The organism is Promicromonospora aerolata (genome assembly GCF_042682255.1).
In the GTDB taxonomy this organism is placed as follows: domain Bacteria; phylum Actinomycetota; class Actinomycetes; order Actinomycetales; family Cellulomonadaceae; genus Promicromonospora; species Promicromonospora aerolata.
This window is the reverse complement of record NZ_JBHUHF010000001.1, coordinates 1,407,058-1,426,813: the sequence shown is the minus strand read 5'-3', so window position 1 is coordinate 1,426,813 and position 19,756 is coordinate 1,407,058. Positions and strand designations below refer to the sequence as shown.

Annotated in this window: 20 protein-coding genes; 11 read left to right on the top strand and 9 right to left on the bottom strand. The window is 71.5% G+C overall.

The genetic code is table 11. From position 1 onward, the window contains the following. On the bottom strand, nucleotides 1-1,380 hold the full coding sequence (locus ACFSL2_RS06510) for an MFS transporter (RefSeq protein WP_377197069.1): 1,380 nt from the start codon (nucleotides 1,378-1,380) through the stop codon (nucleotides 1-3). Between the two features lie 159 nt (nucleotides 1,381-1,539). Here ACFSL2_RS06510 and ACFSL2_RS06505 point away from each other — a divergent pair, with 159 nt between their 5' ends. From ACFSL2_RS06505 to ACFSL2_RS06480, 6 genes are read left to right on the top strand one after another with little or no spacing between them, the layout of a single operon-like run. Continuing rightward, on the top strand, nucleotides 1,540-3,078 hold the full coding sequence (locus tag ACFSL2_RS06505; protein ID WP_377197068.1) for a fumarylacetoacetate hydrolase family protein: 1,539 nt from the start codon (nucleotides 1,540-1,542) through the stop codon (nucleotides 3,076-3,078). Continuing rightward, nucleotides 3,075-3,806, top strand: a complete 732-nt coding sequence (locus ACFSL2_RS06500; protein ID WP_377197067.1) for a GntR family transcriptional regulator — start codon at nucleotides 3,075-3,077, stop codon at nucleotides 3,804-3,806. The genes ACFSL2_RS06505 and ACFSL2_RS06500 overlap by 4 nt, the downstream gene beginning before the upstream one ends. After that, entirely contained in the window at nucleotides 3,803-5,311 is a 1,509-nt protein-coding gene (gene hpaE, locus ACFSL2_RS06495) for a 5-carboxymethyl-2-hydroxymuconate semialdehyde dehydrogenase (RefSeq protein ID WP_377197066.1), read from the top strand. Before ACFSL2_RS06500 ends, hpaE begins: the two co-directional genes overlap by 4 nt. 2 nt (nucleotides 5,312-5,313) lie before the next feature. Further along, nucleotides 5,314-6,459, top strand: coding sequence for a 3,4-dihydroxyphenylacetate 2,3-dioxygenase (gene hpaD / locus ACFSL2_RS06490; protein ID WP_377197065.1), 1,146 nt, complete (start codon nucleotides 5,314-5,316; stop codon nucleotides 6,457-6,459). 11 nt (nucleotides 6,460-6,470) lie between these two features. Continuing rightward, complete coding sequence (hpaH, locus tag ACFSL2_RS06485) at nucleotides 6,471-7,256, top strand: 2-oxo-hept-4-ene-1,7-dioate hydratase (protein ID WP_377200777.1); 786 nt, start codon at nucleotides 6,471-6,473, stop codon at nucleotides 7,254-7,256. After that, nucleotides 7,241-8,035: an HpcH/HpaI aldolase family protein gene (locus ACFSL2_RS06480; protein WP_377197064.1), complete on the top strand. Its 795-nt coding sequence runs from the start codon at nucleotides 7,241-7,243 to the stop codon at nucleotides 8,033-8,035. Before hpaH ends, ACFSL2_RS06480 begins: the two co-directional genes overlap by 16 nt. Before the next feature lie 508 nt (nucleotides 8,036-8,543). Here ACFSL2_RS06480 and ACFSL2_RS06475 read toward each other — a convergent pair. Continuing rightward, nucleotides 8,544-9,125, bottom strand: a complete 582-nt coding sequence (locus tag ACFSL2_RS06475; RefSeq protein ID WP_377197063.1) for a TetR/AcrR family transcriptional regulator — start codon at nucleotides 9,123-9,125, stop codon at nucleotides 8,544-8,546. 78 nt (nucleotides 9,126-9,203) lie between these two features. Here ACFSL2_RS06475 and ACFSL2_RS06470 point away from each other — a divergent pair, with 78 nt between their 5' ends. Then, nucleotides 9,204-10,718: an MFS transporter gene (locus tag ACFSL2_RS06470; RefSeq protein WP_377197062.1), complete on the top strand. Its 1,515-nt coding sequence runs from the start codon at nucleotides 9,204-9,206 to the stop codon at nucleotides 10,716-10,718. A 16-nt stretch (nucleotides 10,719-10,734) separates the two neighbouring features. Here the strand turns inward: ACFSL2_RS06470 and ACFSL2_RS06465 are convergent, their stop codons facing one another. Next, entirely contained in the window at nucleotides 10,735-11,175 is a 441-nt protein-coding gene (locus ACFSL2_RS06465; protein ID WP_377197061.1) for a YybH family protein, read from the bottom strand. Between the two features lie 95 nt (nucleotides 11,176-11,270). Next, nucleotides 11,271-11,729, bottom strand: a complete 459-nt coding sequence (locus tag ACFSL2_RS06460; protein ID WP_377197060.1) for a zf-HC2 domain-containing protein — start codon at nucleotides 11,727-11,729, stop codon at nucleotides 11,271-11,273. Nucleotides 11,730-11,884: 155 nt separating this feature from the next. On the opposite strand from ACFSL2_RS06460, the gene ACFSL2_RS06455 reads away from it, so the two are divergent. From ACFSL2_RS06455 to ACFSL2_RS06445, 3 genes are all read left to right on the top strand, one after another. Beyond that, a complete protein-coding gene (locus ACFSL2_RS06455; protein WP_377197059.1) occupies nucleotides 11,885-12,226 on the top strand; it encodes an ArsR/SmtB family transcription factor in 342 nt (113 codons plus the stop codon). Next, nucleotides 12,226-12,720, top strand: a complete 495-nt coding sequence (locus ACFSL2_RS06450; RefSeq protein ID WP_377197058.1) for an SRPBCC family protein — start codon at nucleotides 12,226-12,228, stop codon at nucleotides 12,718-12,720. The genes ACFSL2_RS06455 and ACFSL2_RS06450 overlap by 1 nt, the downstream gene beginning before the upstream one ends. 83 nt (nucleotides 12,721-12,803) lie before the next feature. After that, nucleotides 12,804-13,652, top strand: a complete 849-nt coding sequence (locus ACFSL2_RS06445; protein WP_377197057.1) for a glycosyltransferase family 2 protein — start codon at nucleotides 12,804-12,806, stop codon at nucleotides 13,650-13,652. Between the two features lie 47 nt (nucleotides 13,653-13,699). Here ACFSL2_RS06445 and ACFSL2_RS06440 read toward each other — a convergent pair whose 3' ends face one another. After that, a complete protein-coding gene (locus tag ACFSL2_RS06440) occupies nucleotides 13,700-14,812 on the bottom strand; it encodes an epoxide hydrolase family protein (RefSeq protein ID WP_377197056.1) in 1,113 nt (370 codons plus the stop codon). A 62-nt stretch (nucleotides 14,813-14,874) separates the two neighbouring features. Here ACFSL2_RS06440 and ACFSL2_RS06435 point away from each other — a divergent pair, with 62 nt between their 5' ends. After that, the gene (locus ACFSL2_RS06435) at nucleotides 14,875-15,870 is read left to right on the top strand and encodes a helix-turn-helix transcriptional regulator (RefSeq protein ID WP_377197055.1); all 996 of its coding nucleotides are present in this window, start codon (nucleotides 14,875-14,877) and stop codon (nucleotides 15,868-15,870) included. On the opposite strand, the gene ACFSL2_RS06430 is transcribed toward ACFSL2_RS06435, so the two are convergent. From ACFSL2_RS06430 to ACFSL2_RS06415, 4 genes are read right to left on the bottom strand one after another with little or no spacing between them, the layout of a single operon-like run. Further along, nucleotides 15,867-16,412 (bottom strand): ferritin, encoded by a 546-nt coding sequence (locus tag ACFSL2_RS06430; RefSeq protein WP_377197054.1) that lies wholly within the window; start codon nucleotides 16,410-16,412, stop codon nucleotides 15,867-15,869. The two genes, ACFSL2_RS06435 and ACFSL2_RS06430, sit on opposite strands and share 4 nt — an antisense overlap. 55 nt (nucleotides 16,413-16,467) lie before the next feature. Further along, the gene (locus tag ACFSL2_RS06425) at nucleotides 16,468-16,755 is read right to left on the bottom strand and encodes a hypothetical protein (RefSeq protein WP_377197053.1); all 288 of its coding nucleotides are present in this window, start codon (nucleotides 16,753-16,755) and stop codon (nucleotides 16,468-16,470) included. Nucleotides 16,756-16,799: 44 nt separating this feature from the next. Continuing rightward, a complete protein-coding gene (locus tag ACFSL2_RS06420) occupies nucleotides 16,800-17,282 on the bottom strand; it encodes a hypothetical protein (protein WP_377197052.1) in 483 nt (160 codons plus the stop codon). Continuing rightward, nucleotides 17,279-19,744, bottom strand: a complete 2,466-nt coding sequence (locus tag ACFSL2_RS06415; protein ID WP_377197051.1) for a molybdopterin oxidoreductase family protein — start codon at nucleotides 19,742-19,744, stop codon at nucleotides 17,279-17,281. The genes ACFSL2_RS06420 and ACFSL2_RS06415 overlap by 4 nt, the downstream gene beginning before the upstream one ends. Nucleotides 19,745-19,756 lie beyond the last annotated feature (12 nt).

Genomic DNA, 19,756 nt, shown 5'->3' with positions numbered 1-19,756 from the left:
TCAGGCCTTGGCCAGGCCGTAGATCGGGCTGGCGGCCTGCAGCTCCTCGTGGTCGGGACCCAGCGGGATACCCGTACGGTCGCGCAGCATGAGCGTCGCGGCCAACCCGATCACCGTCATCCCCGCCAGGTACATGGTGACCGCCGCCGTCGTGCCGGTCGCCTGGACGAGGGCGGTCGCGATGGTGGGCGCGAACGCGCCACCCAGGATGGACCCGATCGCGTAGGAGATCGAGACGCCGGAGAAACGGATCGACGCGGGGAACAGCTCGGCGTAGAGCGCGGCCTGCGGCCCGTAGGTGAACCCGAGGCCGACCGACAGGAAGATCAGCCCGAGCAGCAGCGAGCCGAACGTCGCGCCGTTGACGAGCGGGAACAGGGCGAGCACCCCGGCGAGCTGCACCACGAAGCCGACAGCGTAGGTGGTGCGACGGCCGAGCCGGTCGGAGAGCGCGCCCGCGAACCAGGTCGACGCGAGCCAGACGACGGCCGAGATGGTCACGGCCCAGAACACCGGCCCACGGTCCAGCCCGACGGGGCCCTGCGGGTCGGACGCGTAGCTCTGGATGTAGCCGCCGGTGGTCATGTACCCCACGGCGTTGTTACCGGCGAAGACGAGAGCCGCCACGATGACCAGCGGCGTGTGCTTGCGGAACAGCTGCAGCAGCGGCTGGCGGGTGGTCTCGGCGCGCTCGGCGATCTCGACGAACACCGGGCTCTCCTCGACGCTGCGGCGCACCCAGTAGCCGATGCCGATGAGGACGACGCTCAGCAGGAACGGTACGCGCCAGCCCCACGTGAGGAACGCCTCGCCGGGCGCCACGGCGTTCATGATGCCCAGCACGGCGGACGCGAGCAGCAGGCCGAGCGGGACGCCGATCTGGGGGGACGCCCCGAACAGGCCGCGGCGCTTGACCGGCGCGTGCTCGCACGACATGAGCACGGCCCCGCCCCACTCACCGCCCGCCGAGATGCCCTGCAGGATCCGCAGGAGCACCAGCATGATCGGCGCGGCCACGCCGATCTGACCGTACGTGGGCAGCACGCCGATGAGCGCGGTCGCCAGGCCCATCAGGACCAGGGTGAGCACGAGGACGACGCGCCGCCCGTACTTGTCGCCGAGGTGCCCGGCGACGAAGGCGCCGAACGGGCGGAAGAGGAAGCTGACCCCCACCGAGCCGAACGCCAGCAGCGTCCCGAGGCTCGCACCGGCGGGCTCGAAGAAGAGCTGGCCGAAGACCAGACCGGCCGCGGCGGCGTAGATGAAGAAGTCGTACCACTCGACCGTCGTGCCCACGACGGTGGCGAGGACGACGCGGCGCCGTTCGCGCGCGGAGGGGGAGCGGGCCGCTGTGGGCCCGTCGGGGGTGAGGCGTGACATCGCATGACTCCCTTGTCATCCGGGCCCACCCTCGTCGGAGGGCCCGTCGTGTGTGCTCGGTCGGGGTGACCTTGCCGTGTTCCCACCGACCATATACGATCTGAGATACGAAATGCCAGAGGTCGTCGAAGACCAGCGGAACGACGGGCAAGGGAGCTCATGGGTACCGAAGCGCACGCCCCGACGGCACGGGAGCTGCCCCCGGACGGGCCGCTCGCAGCACGGCCGGGCAAGATCATCGCCGTCCACCTCGCGTACGCTTCCCGCGCCGAACAGCGCGGCCGGCGTCCCGCCGCACCCTCCTACTTCCTGAAGCCGGCCAGCTCGCTCGCCGCGACGGGCGGTGTGGTCGAACGGCCCGCCGGTACGGAGCTGCTCGCGTTCGAGGGCGAGGTCGCGCTGGTCATCGGTGAGCCGGCCCGGCACGTGCCGCTCGAGCGTGCATGGGACCACGTCGCCGCCGTGACCGCCGCGAACGACCTCGGCGTCTACGACCTGCGGTGGGCGGACAAGGGGTCGAACGTGCGCTCCAAGGGCCGCGACGGCTACACGCCGATCGGCCCGGAGCTTCTCGACGCCCGCGCGGTCGACCCGGCCGCGCTGCGCGTGCGCACCTGGGTCAACGGTGAGCTCGTGCAGCAGGACACCACCGGACCCGACGCGCTGCTGTTCCCGCTCGCGCAGATCGTGGCCGACCTGTCCCAGCACCTCACCCTCGAGACGGGCGACGTCGTCCTGACGGGTACCCCCGCCGGATCGAGCGTCGTGGTCCCGGGCGACGTCGTCGAGGTCGAGGTGGACGTACCGACCGCGCCCGGCACGCCGACGTCCGGCCGCCTGGTGACCACGGTGGTGCAGGGCGACGTCCCGTTCGGCGACGTCGGCTCCGGCCCGAAGATCGACGACACCCAACGCGCCGAGGCGTGGGGCAGCCGCGCCGCGGCGGGCCTGCCGCCCGAGCCGGAGCCGTTCGTGCTCACGGCCGAGCTCGCCGACAAGCTGCGCCGCGCACCGGTCGCCGGACTGTCGGCCCAGCTGCGCAAGCGCGGTCTGAACAACGTGCTCATCGAGGGCGTGCGCCCGAACGTGCCCGGCGCGACGATCGTCGGTCGCGCGCGGACGCTGCGCTTCGTACCCAACCGGGAAGACCTGTTCGCCACGCACGGCGGCGGCTACAACGCGCAGAAGCGCCTGTTCGACGCGGTCGGCACCGGCGAGGTCATCGTCATCGAGGCCCGCGGCGAGACCGGGTCCGCCACGCTCGGTGACGTCCTCGCGCTGCGGGCGCAGGTGCTCGGCGCGGCCGGCGTCGTCACCGACGGCGGCGTGCGCGACTTCGAGGCCGTGGCCGCTACGGGGCTCCCCGTCTTCTCGGGCGGTCCGCACCCGGCGGTGCTCGGCCGGCGGCACGTCCCCTGGGACACCGACGTCGCCGTGGCCTGCGGCGGGGCGACCGTGCTGCCCGGCGACGTCGTCGTGGGCGACGCGGACGGCGTGATCGTCGTGCCGCCGCACCTCGTCGAGGAGGTCGCCGACGCGACCATCGCCCAGGAGGAGCAGGACGCCTGGGTGGCGCAGCAGGTGGCCGCCGGTCACCCCGTCGACGGGCTCTTCCCCCCGAACGCCGAGTGGCTGGCGCGCTATGAGGCATGGAAGTCCCAGTCATCGAAGTCCCAGACACAGAGGGAGTCGCGATGACGACCGGAGACGCGACCGTGTCGGCCGTCGAGGTCGCCTTCGCCGGCGCCCTGAGCAAGTCCCAGGTCGCGTACGACTACCTGCGTGACCGCATCGCGCGCCACGAGCTGAGCCCCGGCTACCGCCTCGTGCTCCAGAGCATCGCGGACGAGCTCGCGATGAGCGTCGTGCCGGTCCGCGAGGCGATCCGCCGCCTGGAGGCGGAAGGCCTGGTCACCTACGAGCGCAACGTCGGCGCGCGGGTCGCGATGGTCGACGAGAACGGGTACGTCGACGCCATGCAGGCTCTCGGCGTCGTCGAGGGAGCCGCGACCGGGCTCTCCGCGCGCGCCATCTCCCCCGCGGACCTCCGGCGGGCGACCGAGGTGAACGACCACCTGCGCTCCCTGCTCGACCACTTCGACCCGCACGCGTTCACCGCGCTGAACCGGCAGTTCCACTCCGTGCTGTTCGAATCGTGCCCCAACCAGCTCCTGCTCGACATGGTCCACCGGGGCTGGGCCCAGCTGTCCGGCCTGCGGGACTCCACGTTCGCGTTCGTCCCGGGCCGAGCGCATGACTCCGTGGCCGAGCACGCCCACATCCTCGACCTGATCACCCGCCAGGCCGACCCGCTCGAGATCGAGACCGCCGCACGCAACCACCGTTGGGCGACCATGCGGGCCTTCCTGGACGCTCGCGCCGACGCAGGCCCGCTCCGCCCGACACCACACAGGGAGACACGATGACCGACCAGCCGACCCGCCACGTGCCGGCCGACCTGCCCGGCCGCATCCAGCACTACATCGGCGGCGCGTTCGTCGACTCGGCCGACGGCGCCACGTTCGACGTGCTCGAGCCGGTGACCAACGACGTCTACCTGCAGGCGGCAGCAGGGAAGAAGGCCGACGTCGACCGCGCCGTCGCAGCGGCGCGCGACGCGTTCGTGAACGGGCCATGGCCCCGGATGCTGCCGCGGGAACGCTCGCGGATCCTGCACCGGATCGCGGACCTCGTCGAGTCCCGCGACGCGCGGCTCGCCGAGCTGGAGAGCTTCGACTCCGGCCTGCCGATCACGCAGGCGCTCGGCCAGGCCCGTCGCGCCGCGGAGAACTTCCGGTTCTTCGCCGACCTGGTCGTGGCCCAGTCGGACGACACCTTCAAGGTTCCCGGCCGCCAGATCAACTACGTCAACCGCAAGCCGATCGGCGTCGCCGGACTCATCACGCCGTGGAACACGCCGTTCATGCTCGAGTCCTGGAAGCTCGGACCGGCGCTCGCGACCGGCAACACGGTGGTGCTCAAGCCTGCCGAGTTCACCCCGCTCTCGGCGTCGCTGTGGGCGGGCATCTTCGAGGAGGCCGGCCTGCCCGAAGGTGTGTTCAACCTGGTCAACGGACTGGGGGAGGAGGCGGGCGACGCGCTGGTCAAGCATCCCGACGTCCCGCTGATCTCGTTCACGGGCGAGAGCAGCACCGGCCAGCTGATCTTCGCCAACGCCGCCCCGTACCTCAAGGGGCTCTCGATGGAGCTGGGCGGCAAGTCCCCGGCCGTCGTCTTCGCCGACGCAGACCTGGACGCCGCCATCGACGCGACGATCTTCGGCGTCTTCTCGCTCAACGGCGAGCGCTGCACGGCGGGCAGCCGCATCCTCGTCGAGCGCGCCGTGTACGACGAGTTCGTGGAGCGGTACGCCGAGCAGGCCAAGCGCGTGGTGGTTGGGGACCCGCAGGACCCCCGGACCGAGGTCGGCGCGCTGGTGCACCCCGAGCACTACGACAAGGTCGTCTCGTACATCGAGATCGGCAAGACCGAGGGGCGGCTCGTGGCGGGCGGCGGGCGGCCCGAGGGCTTCGAGACCGGCAACTACGTGGCGCCGACGGTCTTCGCGGACGTGCCGTCGTCGGCCCGGATCTTCCAGGAGGAGATCTTCGGCCCGGTGGTGGCGATCACGCCGTTCGACACCGAGGAGGAGGCCCTCGCCCTGGCCAACGGTGTCCGGTACGGCCTGGCCGCCTACGTGTGGACCAACGACCTGCGGCGCGCGCACAACTTCTCCCAGGCGATCGAGGCGGGCATGGTCTGGCTCAACTCGAACAACGTGCGCGACCTGCGCACGCCGTTCGGCGGGGTCAAGGCATCCGGGCTGGGACATGAGGGCGGCTACCGCTCGATCGACTTCTACACCGACCAGCAGGCCGTGCACATCACGCTCGGCAAGGTCCACAACCCGACTTTTGGCAAGGGAGCCTGAAGATGACCGACCCGACCGGACCTGTCGTGACCAGCGACGCGCCGATCACCGCCGCTGACCCGATCCCCACGCCGGTGGCGCCCCCGCCGGACATCCTGCGGTGCGCGTACATGGAGCTCGTCGTCACCGACCTGGCGGCCTCGCGGAACTTCTACGTCGACGTGCTGGGTCTCGTGGTCACCGAGGAGGACGAGAACGTCGTCCACCTCCGCAGCCTCGAGGAGTTCATCCACCACAACCTGGTGCTGCGCAAGGGGCCGGTGGCCGCCGTGGCTGCCTTTTCCTACCGGGTGCGCAGCCCCGAGGAGCTGGACCGGGCCGTCGCGTTCTACACGGAGCTCGGCTGCCGGGTGGAGCGTCGTGCGGACGGCTTCACCCGCGGCATCGGCGACTCGGTGCGGGTCACCGACCCGCTCGGCTTCCCGTACGAGTTCTTCTACGACGTCGAGCACGTCGAGCGGCTCGCATGGCGTTACGACCTGCACACGCCTGGCGCGCTGGTGCGGTTGGACCACTTCAACCAGGTCACGCCCGACGTGCCGCGCGCCGTGCAGTTCATGGAAGACCTCGGCTTCCGCGTCACGGAGGACATCCAGGACGGTGAGGGCACTACCTACGCCGCGTGGATGCGCCGCAAGCCGACCGTGCACGACACGGCGATGACGGGCGGCGACGGTCCTCGCATGCACCACGTCGCTTTCGCGACGCACGAGAAGCACAACATCATCGCCATCTGCGACAAGCTGGGCGCGCTGCGGCTGTCGGACCACATCGAGCGCGGTCCGGGGCGGCACGGCGTGTCCAACGCCTTCTACCTCTACCTGCGTGACCCGGACGGGCACCGGGTGGAGATCTACACCCAGGACTACTACACCGGCGACCCTGACAACCCGGTGGTGACGTGGGACGTGCACGACAACCAGCGGCGCGACTGGTGGGGCAACCCGGTGGTGCCGTCCTGGTACACCGAGGCGTCGCTCGTCCTGGACCTGGACGGCGAACCGCAGCCCGTCGTCGCCCGCACCGAGACGTCGGAGATGGCGGTGACCATCGGCGCGGACGGGTTCTCCTACACCCGTCCCGAGGACGACGCCGACGCGCTGCCCTCGTGGAAGCAGGGCGAGTACAAGCTGGGACACCAGCTCTGATGGGGGAGCGCATGCTGGACGACGCGACGATCACGACGATCGCCGACGAGCTGGCCCGGGCGGAGGAGGAGCGGACGACGGTGCCGCTCCTGACGGCGCGGTACCCCGGAATGACGGTCGAGGACTCCTACGCCGTGCAGAACACCTGGCGCCGGCGCGGGATCGACGCCGGGCGCCGTCCGGTGGGCCGCAAGATCGGGCTCACCTCGAAGGTCATGCAGGCCGCTACCGGCATCACGGAGCCCGACTACGGTGCGATCTTCGCGGACATGGTCTTCGAGAACGGGTCGGTCATCGAGCACTCGCGGTTCTCGAACGTGCGGATCGAGGTGGAGCTGGCGTTCGTGCTCCGCGACCGTCTCGCCGGTCCGCACGTCACCGTGTTCGACGTGCTGCGCGCCACCGAGTACGTGGTGCCGGCCCTGGAGATCCTGTCGTCGCGCATCGAGATGGCGGGGCGCACCATCGTCGACACGATCAGCGACAACGCGGCGATGGGCGGAATGGTCTACGGCGGCAACCCCGTGGCGATCGGGGAGACCGACCTGCGCTGGGTCTCCGCGCTCCTGTACCGCAACGAGGCCATCGAGGAGTCCGGCGTCGCGGCCGCCGTGCTGAACCACCCGGCCACCGGCGTCGCCTGGCTGGCGAACAAGCTGGCCCAGCACGACGATGCGCTGGAGCCCGGCGAGATCATCCTGGCCGGCTCGTTCACCCGGCCCGTGTGGGTGGAGCCGGGCGACAGCGTGCTGGCCGACTACCGAGAGCTGGGGACCGTATCGTGCCGATTCGTCTGACCCTGCCGCCGACGTTCCGCGACCGCATCACCGGGTCCGACCGGCCGCAGCTGGGCATGTGGGTGTGCAGCGGCAGCCCACTGGTAGCCGAGATCTGCGCGGGCGCCGGCCTGGACTGGCTGCTGATCGACGGCGAGCACTCTCCGATCGGCCTGGAGACCACGTCCGCACTGCTGCAGGCGGTGGCGCCCTACCCGGTCACCCCGCTGGTGCGGGCGCCGTCGGACGACGCCGTGGTACTCAAGCAGCTGCTCGACCTGGGAGCACAGAACGTGCTCGTGCCCATGGTCGACACGGCCGAGCAGGCCGCCGACGTCGTGCGGGCAGTGCGCTACCCGCCGCGGGGCGTCCGCGGGGTGGGCAGCGCGCTGTCCCGCGGTGCGCGCTGGAACCGCGTCGAGAACTACATGGCGGACGCCGACCGGTACGTCTCCGTGTTCGTGCAGGTCGAGTCCGGCACCGGCGTCGAGAATGCCGCCGAGATCGCCGCGGTCGATGGTGTGGACGGCGTCTTCGTGGGGCCGTCCGACCTGGCGGCGTCGCTGGGCGTGCTCGGACAACAGACCCACCCGGACGTGGTCGCCGCCGTGCACCGGACCTTCGAGGCGGTGCGGGCGGCCGGCAAGCCGGTTGGCGTCAACGCCTTCGACCCGGAGATGGCGCAGGAGTACCTGGACGCAGGGGCTTCGTTCGTGCTCGTGGGCGCCGACGTCGCGCTGCTCGCCCGCGGCTCGGAAGCACTGGCGGACCGCTGGATCGGCGACGACGGTGAGTCCTGAGTCCTGAGTCCTGAGTCCTGAGTCCTGAGTCCTGAGTCCTGAGTCCTGAGTCCTGAGTCCTGAGTCCTGAGTCCTGAGTCCTGATTCCGGGGCCGGGGCCGGGGCCGGGGGCCGGGACCCGGCCTGACTGCCGAACCGCAGATGTGAGCCGGACGACTGCTCCGATGCCGAACCGCACGCTGGTCGTTGGTCCGGCTCGGTCCAGGCGTCGAACCGCACGTTGATCGTGGTCGCCGAGCGCCGAACCGCACGTTGACTCTTGTCACCGGTGCCGAGCCGCAGGTTTCGAGTTCATCTGGGTCGATCTGGACATGCAGATTGCGCCTCGGCGCGAGGTGGACGGTCAACGTGCGGTTCGGCGGCCGTGCGGGGCGATGACGGACGTGGAAGTTGCGGTTCGGCCCTCTCAGCCGGCCTCCTGACCACCACCACCCGCAAGCCCGGTCACCGGCCAGCCTGGTCACCCGGCCCCGTCATCCCGTCCCGCCACCCTCACCCGCCCCGAACGTCAGGCTCGGTCCGGGGCCGCGGCCCCGTCGCGGACGGTCAGTGCGAGCAGCTGTTCACGGAGCCGCTCCAGCTCCTCCGGTGCGGGTTCCATGCCCCACACCGGCTGCGCGCTGGCGCCGTCCGCCGCGGCGAGGACGAGCAGCAGGATGTCGTCGGGGAGGCCGTCCGCCCGCAGGTCCTCCTGCCAGCGGAGCGCATCGGCGCGGGCGAGGTCCGTGACCGCGTCGACGGTCGACAGGTGTGCGATCACCACCAGGGCGTCGCGTGTCGCGGCGGCGTCCAGCGCGCCGTCGATCGACGTGCGGACGTAGGCACGGACGAGGCGTCCGGGGGCGTCGTCGTCCGGGTCGACGGCGGCGAGCACTGTCACCCGGAACTGCTCGAGCCAGTCGTGTGCCATCGCCAGGAGCAGCTCCTGCTTGCTCGCGAAGTGGTAGAGCAGGCCGCCCTTGGACACTCCGGCACGGCGCGCGACGTCGTCGAGGGTGGCCGAGATCCCACGCTCCCGGACGAGCTGGCCCGCCGCGTCCAGGAGGGCAGCACGCGTCTGCTCCGGGTCTCTGCCCGCCGTTCGACCCACTCGACACCACCTCTGCCTTCGCACGCACTATAGATCCCGAGAGATGAAACTGTACCGGCTGGACGGTACAGTTGTCGCGTGACCGCTACTGCTCCTGTCCTCTCCACGCGCCGCCGGTGGGCCGCGCTCGCCGTCCTCGTGCTCGCGGTCGGTCTGCTCGCGATCGACGGAACCGTCCTCTACCTGGCGGTCCCGTCGCTGACCCGCGACCTCGCGCCCACGGCCACCCAGGTGCTCTGGATCGGGGACATCTACTCGCTGGCCATCGCCGGCCTCCTCGTCGCGATGGGCACGCTGGCCGACCGGGTCGGCCGCAAGCGGCTCCTGCTGATCGGGTCGACGGCGTTCGGCGCGGCCTCCGCGCTGGCGGCGTTCGCGCCGAGCGCCGAGGTGCTCATCGCCGCCCGCCTGCTGCTCGGTGTGGCGGGTGCGACGATCATGCCCTCGACGCTGTCGCTCATCCGCACGCTGTTCCCGGAGGCGCGCGAGCGCAGCCGCGCCATCGCCGTGTGGTCGGCGGCGGCCGGTGGTGGTGCCGCAGTGGGGCCGCTGGTCGGCGGCGCGCTGCTCGAGCACTTCTGGTGGGGCTCGGTGTTCCTCGTGAACGTCCCGGTGGTCGTGGTGCTGGTCATTGCCGGCGCCGTGCTGCTGCCCGAGGCGAAGGACCCGGACTCGGGGCGGCTGGACGTCCTGTCGGTGGTGCTGTCGTTCGCCGCCGTGATGCCGCTCGTGTGGTCCATCAAGCATGCGGCGTCGGAAGGGGTGGACCTGATCGCGGTCGGCGTGCTGGCGCTGGCAGTGCTCGCCGGGCTCGGCTTCGTGCGCCGCCAGGCCCGGCTGGTCGCCGACGGGCGGGGCCCGCTGCTCGACATCGGGCTGTTCCGGATCCCGGCGTTCAGCGGTGCGGTGGCGGCCAACCTGATCGCGATCTTCGCGCTCACCGGCATGCTGTTCTTCTTCTCGCAGTACCTGCAGCTCGTGCGGGGGTACTCGCCGCTGCGCGCCGGTATCGCCGAGCTTCCGGCCACTATCGCCTCCATCGTGGTGGTAGCGGTGGTCGGCTGGTCCATCACGCGCTTCGGGCGCGGCCCGGCGATCGCGCTCGGCCTCGCGGTCACCGCCTTCGGGATGGTCGCCATCGCGGCGGCCGAGGGCGCCGACCACTACGTGTGGCTCGCGCTCGCCCTGGTCCCCGCCGGGCTGGGCGTCGGGCTGGCGATGACCCTGACCACGGACGCCGTCGTCTCCGCCGTGCCGCCCGCCAAGGCGGGCGGGGCGTCCGCGATCTCGGAGACGGCGTACGAGCTGGGCGTCGCGCTCGGTGTCGCCGTGCTCGGCTCGCTGGTCACGCTCGGCTACCAGGCGCGCGTCGCGGTACCCGCCGACGTACCGGCGGACGTCCGGGCCCAGGCCGGGGACTCGCTCGCCTCGGCAGTGGCGGTCGCCGGCGACCGGGCGGACGTGCTGGCGGCCGCGCAGGAGGCGTTCGTCGCCTCCCTGCAGGTGGCGTGCGTGGTCGCGGCAGTGCTCACCGCGCTCGCCGCGGTGGTCGCCTGGCGGCTCATCCCGGACGAGGGCAAGCGCGTCCGGTGAGCCGGGACGCCTTGGGTCAGGGCTGGAGGTCGGACACTCCTCTGCCGCTGTGAAGGTCGAACGGCACGGACACCTGGTCGTGCGTGATCAGCCAGGCCCCGTCGAACCGGCGGAAGCAGAGGGTGGCACGCACCCACATGCCGTTCGTCTCCGCCCCCGTGGCCAGGGTGCCGCTGAGCCGCCCGAAACCGTGTGCGAACGCGACGCTCCGGTCGACCGTGAAGGCCAGGTCGCGCAGCTCGTAGCGCACGTCACGGAAGATCGTGAACACGTTCGTCCAGTTCCGCAGCTTCGCCTCCAGGCCGACGTGCTGCAGCGGCGGTTCGACGTCGAAGGAGACGACGTCGGCCGCGTAGAGCTGCCGCAGGCCCGCCAGGTCCTTGGCCTCGATCCGGTGCACCAGCGTCTCGACGTGCTGCCGGACGTCGGCCGCACCGCTCTCGTTCGGTGTGGACATCTCAGCCGTCCCTCCTGGGTCGTGGGTCGTTCTCGTGGTCACGATGAACTGACGACACCGGCGCACGGGATGTGACAGCGCCCGGGATGTCGGCGTCAGACCCTGGCTGCGACGACGCGCCGGCGAGGTGCGCGCCGGTGCCGCCCGCCTCGGTGGCCGTCGGCGGCCAGACGGCGGCCGTGGTCCTGGAGTGCCCAGGACGCCTGGCGGACGTCGATGAACGCGCGCGTGCACTCGCCGCAACCGTCCAGGTGCGCCTCGACGCGGCGTCGCCGGCTGGGGAGCAGGCGACGCGCGAGGTAGTCGTGCAGGGCGGCGCGCGTGGTGCGGCACTCGGGTTCGTGCAGACTCCGGCCGGCGGCGGCGGCGGCGAGGGCGAGCGGGGCGGGAGCGACGCTCGGGCCGTCCGGGGTCGGTAGGCGGTCCAAGGTCGGCAGGTCGCCCGGGGTCGGCAGGCCGGACAGGGCGGAACGGAGCATGGCGACGCCGGTCAGGCGGTCCGCGTCGAGCGCGGCGCGCCGGTCGCCGACCTGCGGGTAGCCCGTGCTGGTCACGCGAACCTGTCCCTCTCTGCGCACGGTGATCCCCACGCTGGGTAACGGTTGCACTACGGATCAGGAGTCGCGGAACGCGGGTGTGATACGTCCGGGCCTCCGCAGATCTCGCCGATGTGTCGACAGGGAAACGCGTAAGTAGTAACTTACGGGTTATGGAAGTTACGACCGCCGATCCCTGGCATGCGCTCGCCGATCCGACGCGCCGCAAGGTCTTTGCCCGCGTCGCACGCGGGCGGTGCTCCGTGACCGAGATCGCGCGCGACCTGCCGGTCAGCCGGCCCGCCGTCTCCCAGCACCTCCGGGTGCTGCTCGACGCGGAGCTGGTCGATGTTCGGCAGCAGGGCCGCGAACGGCTCTACCAGCCTCGGCTCAGCGGTCTGGAAGGTCTCCGGCGGGAGCTGGAGTCCTACTGGAATCACACCCTGTCCACCTTCAAGAGCGTGGCCGAGCAGAGCTATGAGCCGGCCGCCTCGGACCCGGAAGGAACATCTTGATGAGCACCACGTCGCAGGACCAGACCCGGCTGCAGGTCGACATCTCCGTCGACGTCCCGGTGGAGCACGCCTTCCGTGTGTTCACCGAACACTTCGACGAGATCAAGCCCCGTGAGCACAACCTCCTGTCCGTGCCGATCGAACGCACGGTCCTGGAGCCACGTGCCGGCGGGACCATCTACGACGTCGGCCGGGACGGCAGCACCTGCACCTGGGCTCGCGTCCTCGTGCACGAGCCGCCCCACCGGCTCGTCATCACGTGGGACATCAGCCCCCGGTGGCAGGTCGAGCCGGACCCCGACCGCGCCAGTGAGGTCGAGGTGCGGTTCATCGCCGAGGCCCCGGAGCGCACCAGGGTCGTGCTGGAGCACCGTCATCTCGACCGGCACGGCGAGGGCTGGGAGGGCTTCACCCACCTCGACACGGGCGACGGCTGGCCGCTGTACCTCGAGCGCTACCGTGCCGTCGCGGAGCGGCTCGCCACGGAGAGCTGAGCTGACCCCTACCAGGATGCGGCTGGGCCGGGCCGACCTCACGCTGGGAGGGCCCGACGACGTCGAAGCTGGGAGGGGCGACGATGGCTGCCGAGGACGACCGTGTCACCGTCGTGGTCGCGAGCCGGAACCGTCGGGACGACCTGCTAGCCTCCCTGCCGGCCCATCGGGCGCCGGTGATCCTGGTGGACAACGACTCGACCGACGGCAGCGCCGACGCCGTCGCGGCGGCCTGTCCCGAGGTGCGGGTCATCCGCCTGCCGCGGAACGTCGGTGCCGTGGCCCGGACCGTCGGGGTCCGGGCCGCGACCACGCCGTTCGTCGCCTTCGCCGACGACGACTCGTGGTGGGCGCCGGGCTCGCTGAGCGAGGCGGCCACCACGCTCGCCGGTCACCCTCGGCTCGGCCTTGTCTGCGCCAAGATCCTCGTCGGGCCGGAGGAGCGCACCGACCCGGTGAGCGAGCTGATGGCCGCGTCGCCCCTGCCCCAGGACCTCACCGCGCCCGGCGAGGCGCTTCTCGGCTTCGTAGCCTGCGCCACGATGGTCCGCCGCAGCGCGTTCCTCGCCGCAGGCGGGTTCGACCGCGTGGTGCGGTTCCCCGGTGAGGAGGAGCGGCTGGCGCTCGACCTCGCGGCCGCCGGCTGGGCGATGTCCTACGTCAAGGACATCGTGGTGCACCACCACCCCTCGCCGAGCCGACAGCCGCCGAGCCAGCGGCAGTACGGGATCGCTCGCGCCGCGACGCTCACCGCGCTGATGCGCCTGCCGTGGCGCGACGCCGTCGGACAGATCCGGCACGTCGCGGCGCAGAGCCCGAGCCACCGGTCCGGCGTGGTCCAGGGTCTGCGGGAGGCGCCCGCCGCACTCCGGCGGCGTCGGCCCATACCGGCCGAGGTGGCCGCGATGCGGAGGCTCCTGGTTCGGTGGTGAAGACCGGGCGGTGGTGACGCGGCGCGGTGGTGAGGCATCCCGTGAGCTCAGCGGAGCCGGCGGAAGAACCCACGGAGGTCGTCGATCAGCACGTCCGGCGCGTCGTGCGCCGCGAAGTGAGAACCCGTGTCGTAGACGTTCCACGAGACGATGTTCCTGTGGTCGCGCTCGGCGAACGCGCGGATCGAGTGGAAGTCCCAGGCGAAGTTCGCCAACCCGAGAGGCACGGTGGTGGGCTCGGTCGGCTTGTCCGTCGCGTGGAAGTCCTCGTAGTAGAACCGGGCCGACGACGCAGCCGTGTTGGTCAGCCAGTAGATCGTCGTGTTGGTCAGCACGTAGTCGGGGTCCAGGTTCGGCCCGAGCAGCTGCGCGTTCCAGCCGAGCTGCCCCACCGGCGAGTCGGCCAGGGCGTGCGCGAGCGTCTGCGGCGCGGTGGACTGGAGCTTGTCGTACGCGCCGCCGTTCTCCAGCCACCACCCCAGGAACTCGACGTTCTTCGCGTCCTCCGGCGACAGGCCCTCGAGCTCGGCCGGATCGCCGGACGGGAACGAGAAGATCTGGGTGACGTGCACCCCGATCACGTGCTCGGGGTCGCAGCGCCCGACCTCCGGTGAGATGAGGGAGCCGCCGTCGTTGCCGTGGGCGCCGTACCGCTCGTAGCCCAGACGGCCCATCAGCTCGGCCCACGCCTTCGCCGTCCGGTACCGGTTCCAGCCCCGCTCGGTGGTGTGGCCGGAGAATCCGAAGCCGGGCACCGACGGGATCACCAGGTGGAACGCGTCGGCAGGGTCGCCGCCGTGCGCTCGCGGGTCGCTCAGGCGGTCGATCACGTCCAGGTACTCCACCACGGTCGTCGGCCAGCCGTGCGTGAGCAGCAGGGGTGTGGCGTCCGGTTCGGGGGAGCGGACGTGCATGAAGTGCACGTTCTGCCCGTCGATCGTCGTGGTGAACTGAGGGTACTGGTTGAGCCTCGTCTCCCACGCGCGCCAGTCGTACTCTTCGCGCCAGCGCCGGACGAGGTCCTGCAGGTACTCGAGCGAGACGCCGTACTCGGTGCCGCCGTCGGGAAGCTCGTTGGTCCAGCGCACGCGGGAGAGCCGCTGGTCGAGGTCGTCGAGGTCGGCCTGGGGGACGTCGATGCGGTACTCGTTGATGTCCATGTGCTCAACTCTGCCGACCCATGAGGAAGACTTGCTTCCTCTTGGGCTGCGAACCTTGGGTCATGTTGGAAACTTCGGCACGCCTCCTGCGCCTGCTCTCCCTCCTGCAGCTCCCGCGTGACTGGAGCGGCCCGGAGCTGGCAGAGCGGCTCGGCGTGAGTGGGCGGACCGTACGCACCGACGTCCAGCGCCTGCGGGAGCTCGGTTATCCGGTGGCGGCGACACGCGGCAACGTCGGCGGCTACCGCCTCGGCGCGGGGGCGGACCTTCCGCCGCTGCTGCTCGACGACGACGAAGCAGTGGCGGTCACCGTAGGGCTCCGCACGGCGACGGGCGGGGCAGTGGCGGGGATCGAGGAGGCGTCGCTCCGGGCGCTGGTCAAGCTGGATCAGGTGATGCCGTCCCGGCTGCGACGTCGGGTCGGCGCGCTGCAGGCCTATACGGTTCCCGTGCCCCGGGACGACCAGGGACCGACCGTCGACCCGGAGATCCTGACCACGCTCGCCGCCGTCTGCCGTGACCGCGAGCGGCTCCGGTTCGACTACGCCGACCACACGGGCGAGGCCACCGTCCGCGCGGTCGAGCCGTACCGGCTGGTCAGCTGGGGGCGCCGCTGGTACCTCTTCGCGTGGGACCTGGACCGGGGCGGCTGGCGGACCTTCCGCGCGGACCGGATGCGGCCGCGCATCCCCACGGGTCCGCGGTTCACACCGCGCGAGCTGCCCGACGACGTCGCCGCGTACGTGTCGAGCCGGGTGTCGGCCGCGGCCTGGCGATACCGGGCGCGGGTCGTCGTGCACGCCCCGGCCGAGGTGGTGGGCGAGCGCATCAGCCCGGCGGCAGGCGTCGTCGAACCCGTCGACGAGCACACGTGCGTTCTGGACACCGGGGCAGACACCGTGGAGACGCTGGGCGTCTACCTCGGGCTGCTCGACGCGGAGTTCGACGTCACGAGCCCGCCGGAGCTCGTCGCGCACCTGCGCCGGCTGGCCGGCCGGTACGCACGGTCGACCGAACAGTCCGCCGACCCGCCGGCTCAGGGCAGCAGGCCGGGCTAGAGAGCGCCGCCGGCCACCCGCGGTGCGGCAGCGGACTGACCGGCGTCGCCGATCGTCTCGCGCGCCACGTAGTTCTCCAGGTCGAACAGATTGTCCCCGGCGCGCTTGGCGACGGCGACGAGCGTCGTGGCCGCCGCGACCTCCTCGACCTGCTCCTCGAGGAACCACATCAGGAACTGCTCGCCCAGGGCGTCACCCTCCTCGCGCGCCGCGCGGAAGATCGCCTCGATCTGCCGGGTGACCTGCTGCTCCTGGTCGAGCGCGAGCTGCAGCGGCTCGATCACGTCGTCGAAGTCGTTGCGCACGTCCGGGGTGCCGGGGATCTTCACGGGCAGCGAACGGTCCAGGTGGTACTGGACGATCATCATGCCGTGGTTGCGCTCCTCGAGCGCCTGCCGGTAGAAGTGCGCGGCGAGCTGCGGGAGGTCGTTGCTGTCGAACCAGACAGCGATCGCCATGTACTGCAGGTGCGCCGCCAGCTCGTGCCCCACCTGTTCGCCCAGCAGCCGCAGATACTGCGAGTTCTCCGAGGTCGTCGTCATGGCACCACGCTACCGCCCCAGGGCGTTGCCGCTCTGGCGCGCGCCCCGGCGCGCGTCAGAGCGGCGTCGGCTCGCCCAGCAGCACCAGACCCCGTGGGAACTGGCCGTCCGTCACCTCCTGCACGCGCCGGCGGGCCTCGTCGGCGCTCCCGGCGTGGACGCGCAGCTCGCGGGTGGTCGGTCCGGGGTCGGGTCGCCCGGAGTCGTCGGGGGAGTCCAGGCCGGGGTCGGCGATCATCCGGGCCTGCATGCCGGCGGCGCGCAGGGCGTCGACGAACGACCCGGCGTCCCGCTTGGCCGTGTCCAGATCGGGGAAGGTGACGGGGATGAGGTAGTTCTCCATAGCGGCGGCTCCACGTCCTGGTGTGCGTGACGGGCTGGTCAGGATCAGCTGATCAGCACCTGGGTCGACGACTCCTTCAGCTTGGCGTTCGCCCAGCGCATCTGGCGCAGTGTCTCGGGATGGCACCGTTTGGTCAGGGCGAGCACGCCGGTGTGCTGGACGCCTTGTGCGGCCTGGGCGAGCAGCTCCCAGTCCACGGAAACGCCCGCGGCGTCGAGGTACAGCGCGCGCAGGTCCCGGAGCAGCAGGAGCCCCGGTGCCCGCGCCCGCCCGACGAGCTCGCTGCTCTTCTCGCGCACCGTGCGGGCGAGGCCGAACTCCTCGTGCGGTGCGGCGTCGAGGTCGGCGCCGTAGTCGGCGGCCACCTCCGCGATGTCGCGGACGTGCCGCTGGGACCAGGCGGCGATGTCCCGGGCCACGTGGTAGATCTCGTGGTCCACCTGGTGCCGCTCCGAGGCGCGCAGGAGGTCGATCGCCAGCTCGTTCTCGGACCTGTGCAGCTCGCGCAGAACGATACCGATCTTCATCGCACACCTCCCGGGCGGGTGGCCGACAGGTCCTCGTCCGCGACGGCCTCCGGTCCGCCGGCGGTCGCGGGAACACCGGGCGCGACCGAGGCCGAGCCGGTCGACGGCGCGGGGGCGGGGGAGCCGTCCCCGTCGCCGACCTTGTGCACGGCGGCCGCCGCGGTCTTGAAGAGCGGCTGCTTGGAGCACGGGTCCCAGTCCGTCATCGTCAGCTCGTTCGCGGCGCGTCCGTGACCGCCCGGCTCGTGGCCGGCGTCGGTGTCCCAGTACCCGTAGTGGAACGGCACGAACGCGACGCCCCGCCGGATGCCGCTGATGCGCGCCTTGGCCCGGAGCCGGCCCCGCGGCGTGGTCACCTCGGTGAGGTCGCCCTCCACGAGGCCCAGCAGCTCGGCGTCGTACGCCGAGACCTCTACCCAGACCTCGGGCGCGGCCGCCTGGAGCTGGCGTGCTCGCCCGGTCTTGGTGCGGGTGTGGAAGTGGTACAGCGTGCGCCCCGTGATGAGCTGGAGCGGGAACTGTTCGCTGGGGATCTCGTGCGGCACGACGTAGCGCGCCGCCTTGATGACGGCCCGGCCCTCCGGGTTGAGCGCGGCGTACTCGGTCGGCTCGACCGGCGCCCCGGTGACCAGGTCGCGGCCGTAGCTCTCGCAGTAGTCCGGGCTGCTCCAGAACTTCCCGTCGGCGTAGAGGCGCTCGGTGCCGTCCGGATGGTCCTCGTTGCAGGGCCACTGGATGCCGCTGCCACCGCGCAGCATGTCGTAGGTGAGCCCGCTGTAGTCGCAGGGGCGCCCACGGCTGCACTCCTTCCACGCCTCGAACGCCGACTCGGCGTCGTGCCACGTGACCAGCGGCGCGCCGTCCTTGTTCCGTAGCCCCATGCGCTGCCCGAAGTCGAGGAAGATGTCGAGGTCGGGCCGCGCCTCGCCGGGTGGCTCGACCGCCTTCTCGGAGAGGTGCACCGTGCGGTCGACGTTCGTGAACGTGCCGGTCTTCTCGCCCCACGTCGCGGCGGGGAGCACGACGTCGGCGAGCTGCGCCGTCTCTGACAGGAAGATGTCCTGCACCACGAGGAACAGCCGCTCCTGCGTCAGGATCGAGCGGACGCGGGCGAGCTCCGGCAGGGACACCGCCGGGTTTGTCGCCTGGACCCAGAGCATCCGGATCGAACCCTCCTCGGCGTACCGCATCATCTGCATGACGTGGGTCGGCGGCGAGTAGTGCGGGATGCGCATCGGGTCCACGTTCCACACCGCGGCCAGGTCCTGCACGTGCGCGTCGTTGGACCAGTTGCGGAACCCCGGCAGGTCGCCGTCGGCCCCGCACTCCCTGGTGTTCTGCGCCGTGGGCTGACCGTTCATCTGCAGCAGCCCGCACCCCGGCCTTCCCAGCATGCCCCGGACCAGGTGCAGGTTGTTGACCTGCACGGAGGCAGCGGTGGCCTGGTGGGACTGGTAGAAGCCCTGCAGCACGGTGGACAGCAGGCGCCGGCCGGTGCCCAGGATGCGGGCCGCCTTCCGCAGGTCGGCCGCGGGGACGTCGCAGATCGTGGCCACCCGCTCCACGGGATGGTCCGCGACCATCTGGACGAGGTCGTCGAAGCCGACGGTGTGCTGGTCGATGTAGTCGTGGTCGACCCAGTCCTGGGCGATGATCTCGTGCAGCAGGCCGTTCATGAGCGCGAGGTTGGTCCCGGGGCGCGGCGCGAGGTGGACGGTGGCGGCGCGCGCCACCGGCGTCAGCCGAGGGTCGACGCAGACGAGTGCGGGCGGATTCGGCCCGGCGAGCCGGTCCAGGACCCGGGACCACAGCACGGTCTGCGTCTCGGCCATGTTGTGCCCGAAGAGCGCGATCACGTCGGCGTGGTCGATGTCGGTGTAGGAGCCGGGCTGTCCGTCCGAGCCGAACGACTCCTTGAGTGCCGCGGCAGCCGTCGCCGTGCACAGCCGCGTGTTGCCGTCGACGTGGTTGGTGCCGAGGCCCCCGTGCGCGATCAGGCCGAGCGTGTAGTACTCCTCGAGGAAGAGCTGGCCCGTCGTGTAGAAGCCGATCGCGCTGGCGCCCTGCTCCGCCATGAGCCGCTTGGTGTTGCTCACCACGCGTTCCATCGCCTCGTCCCAGGTGGCCTCCACCAGTTCCCCGTCCTTGCGGACGAGCGGGCGCGTGAGCCGGTCGCGATCGGCGTTGGCCTGCCAGCCGTAGAGGTCCTTGGGGCCGAGCCGGCCGTGGTTCACCCGGTCCTCGACGCGGCCGCGGACGCCAACCATCTGCCCGTCGCGCACCGCGATGTCGAGCGCGTCGCCGTTGGAGTGCAGGATCGTCGCGGACTGGACCCAGCGGTCGACCTCCTCGGGGGCGACGCCGTCGGCAAGGAACGTGTCGGTCCGCGCAGGCCACGAGGTTCCGGGGCCGTACGGGGTCCGCGTCCCCCAAGGTTCCGCGATGCGATCCGTCTGTGGCATCTGTCCAGGCAA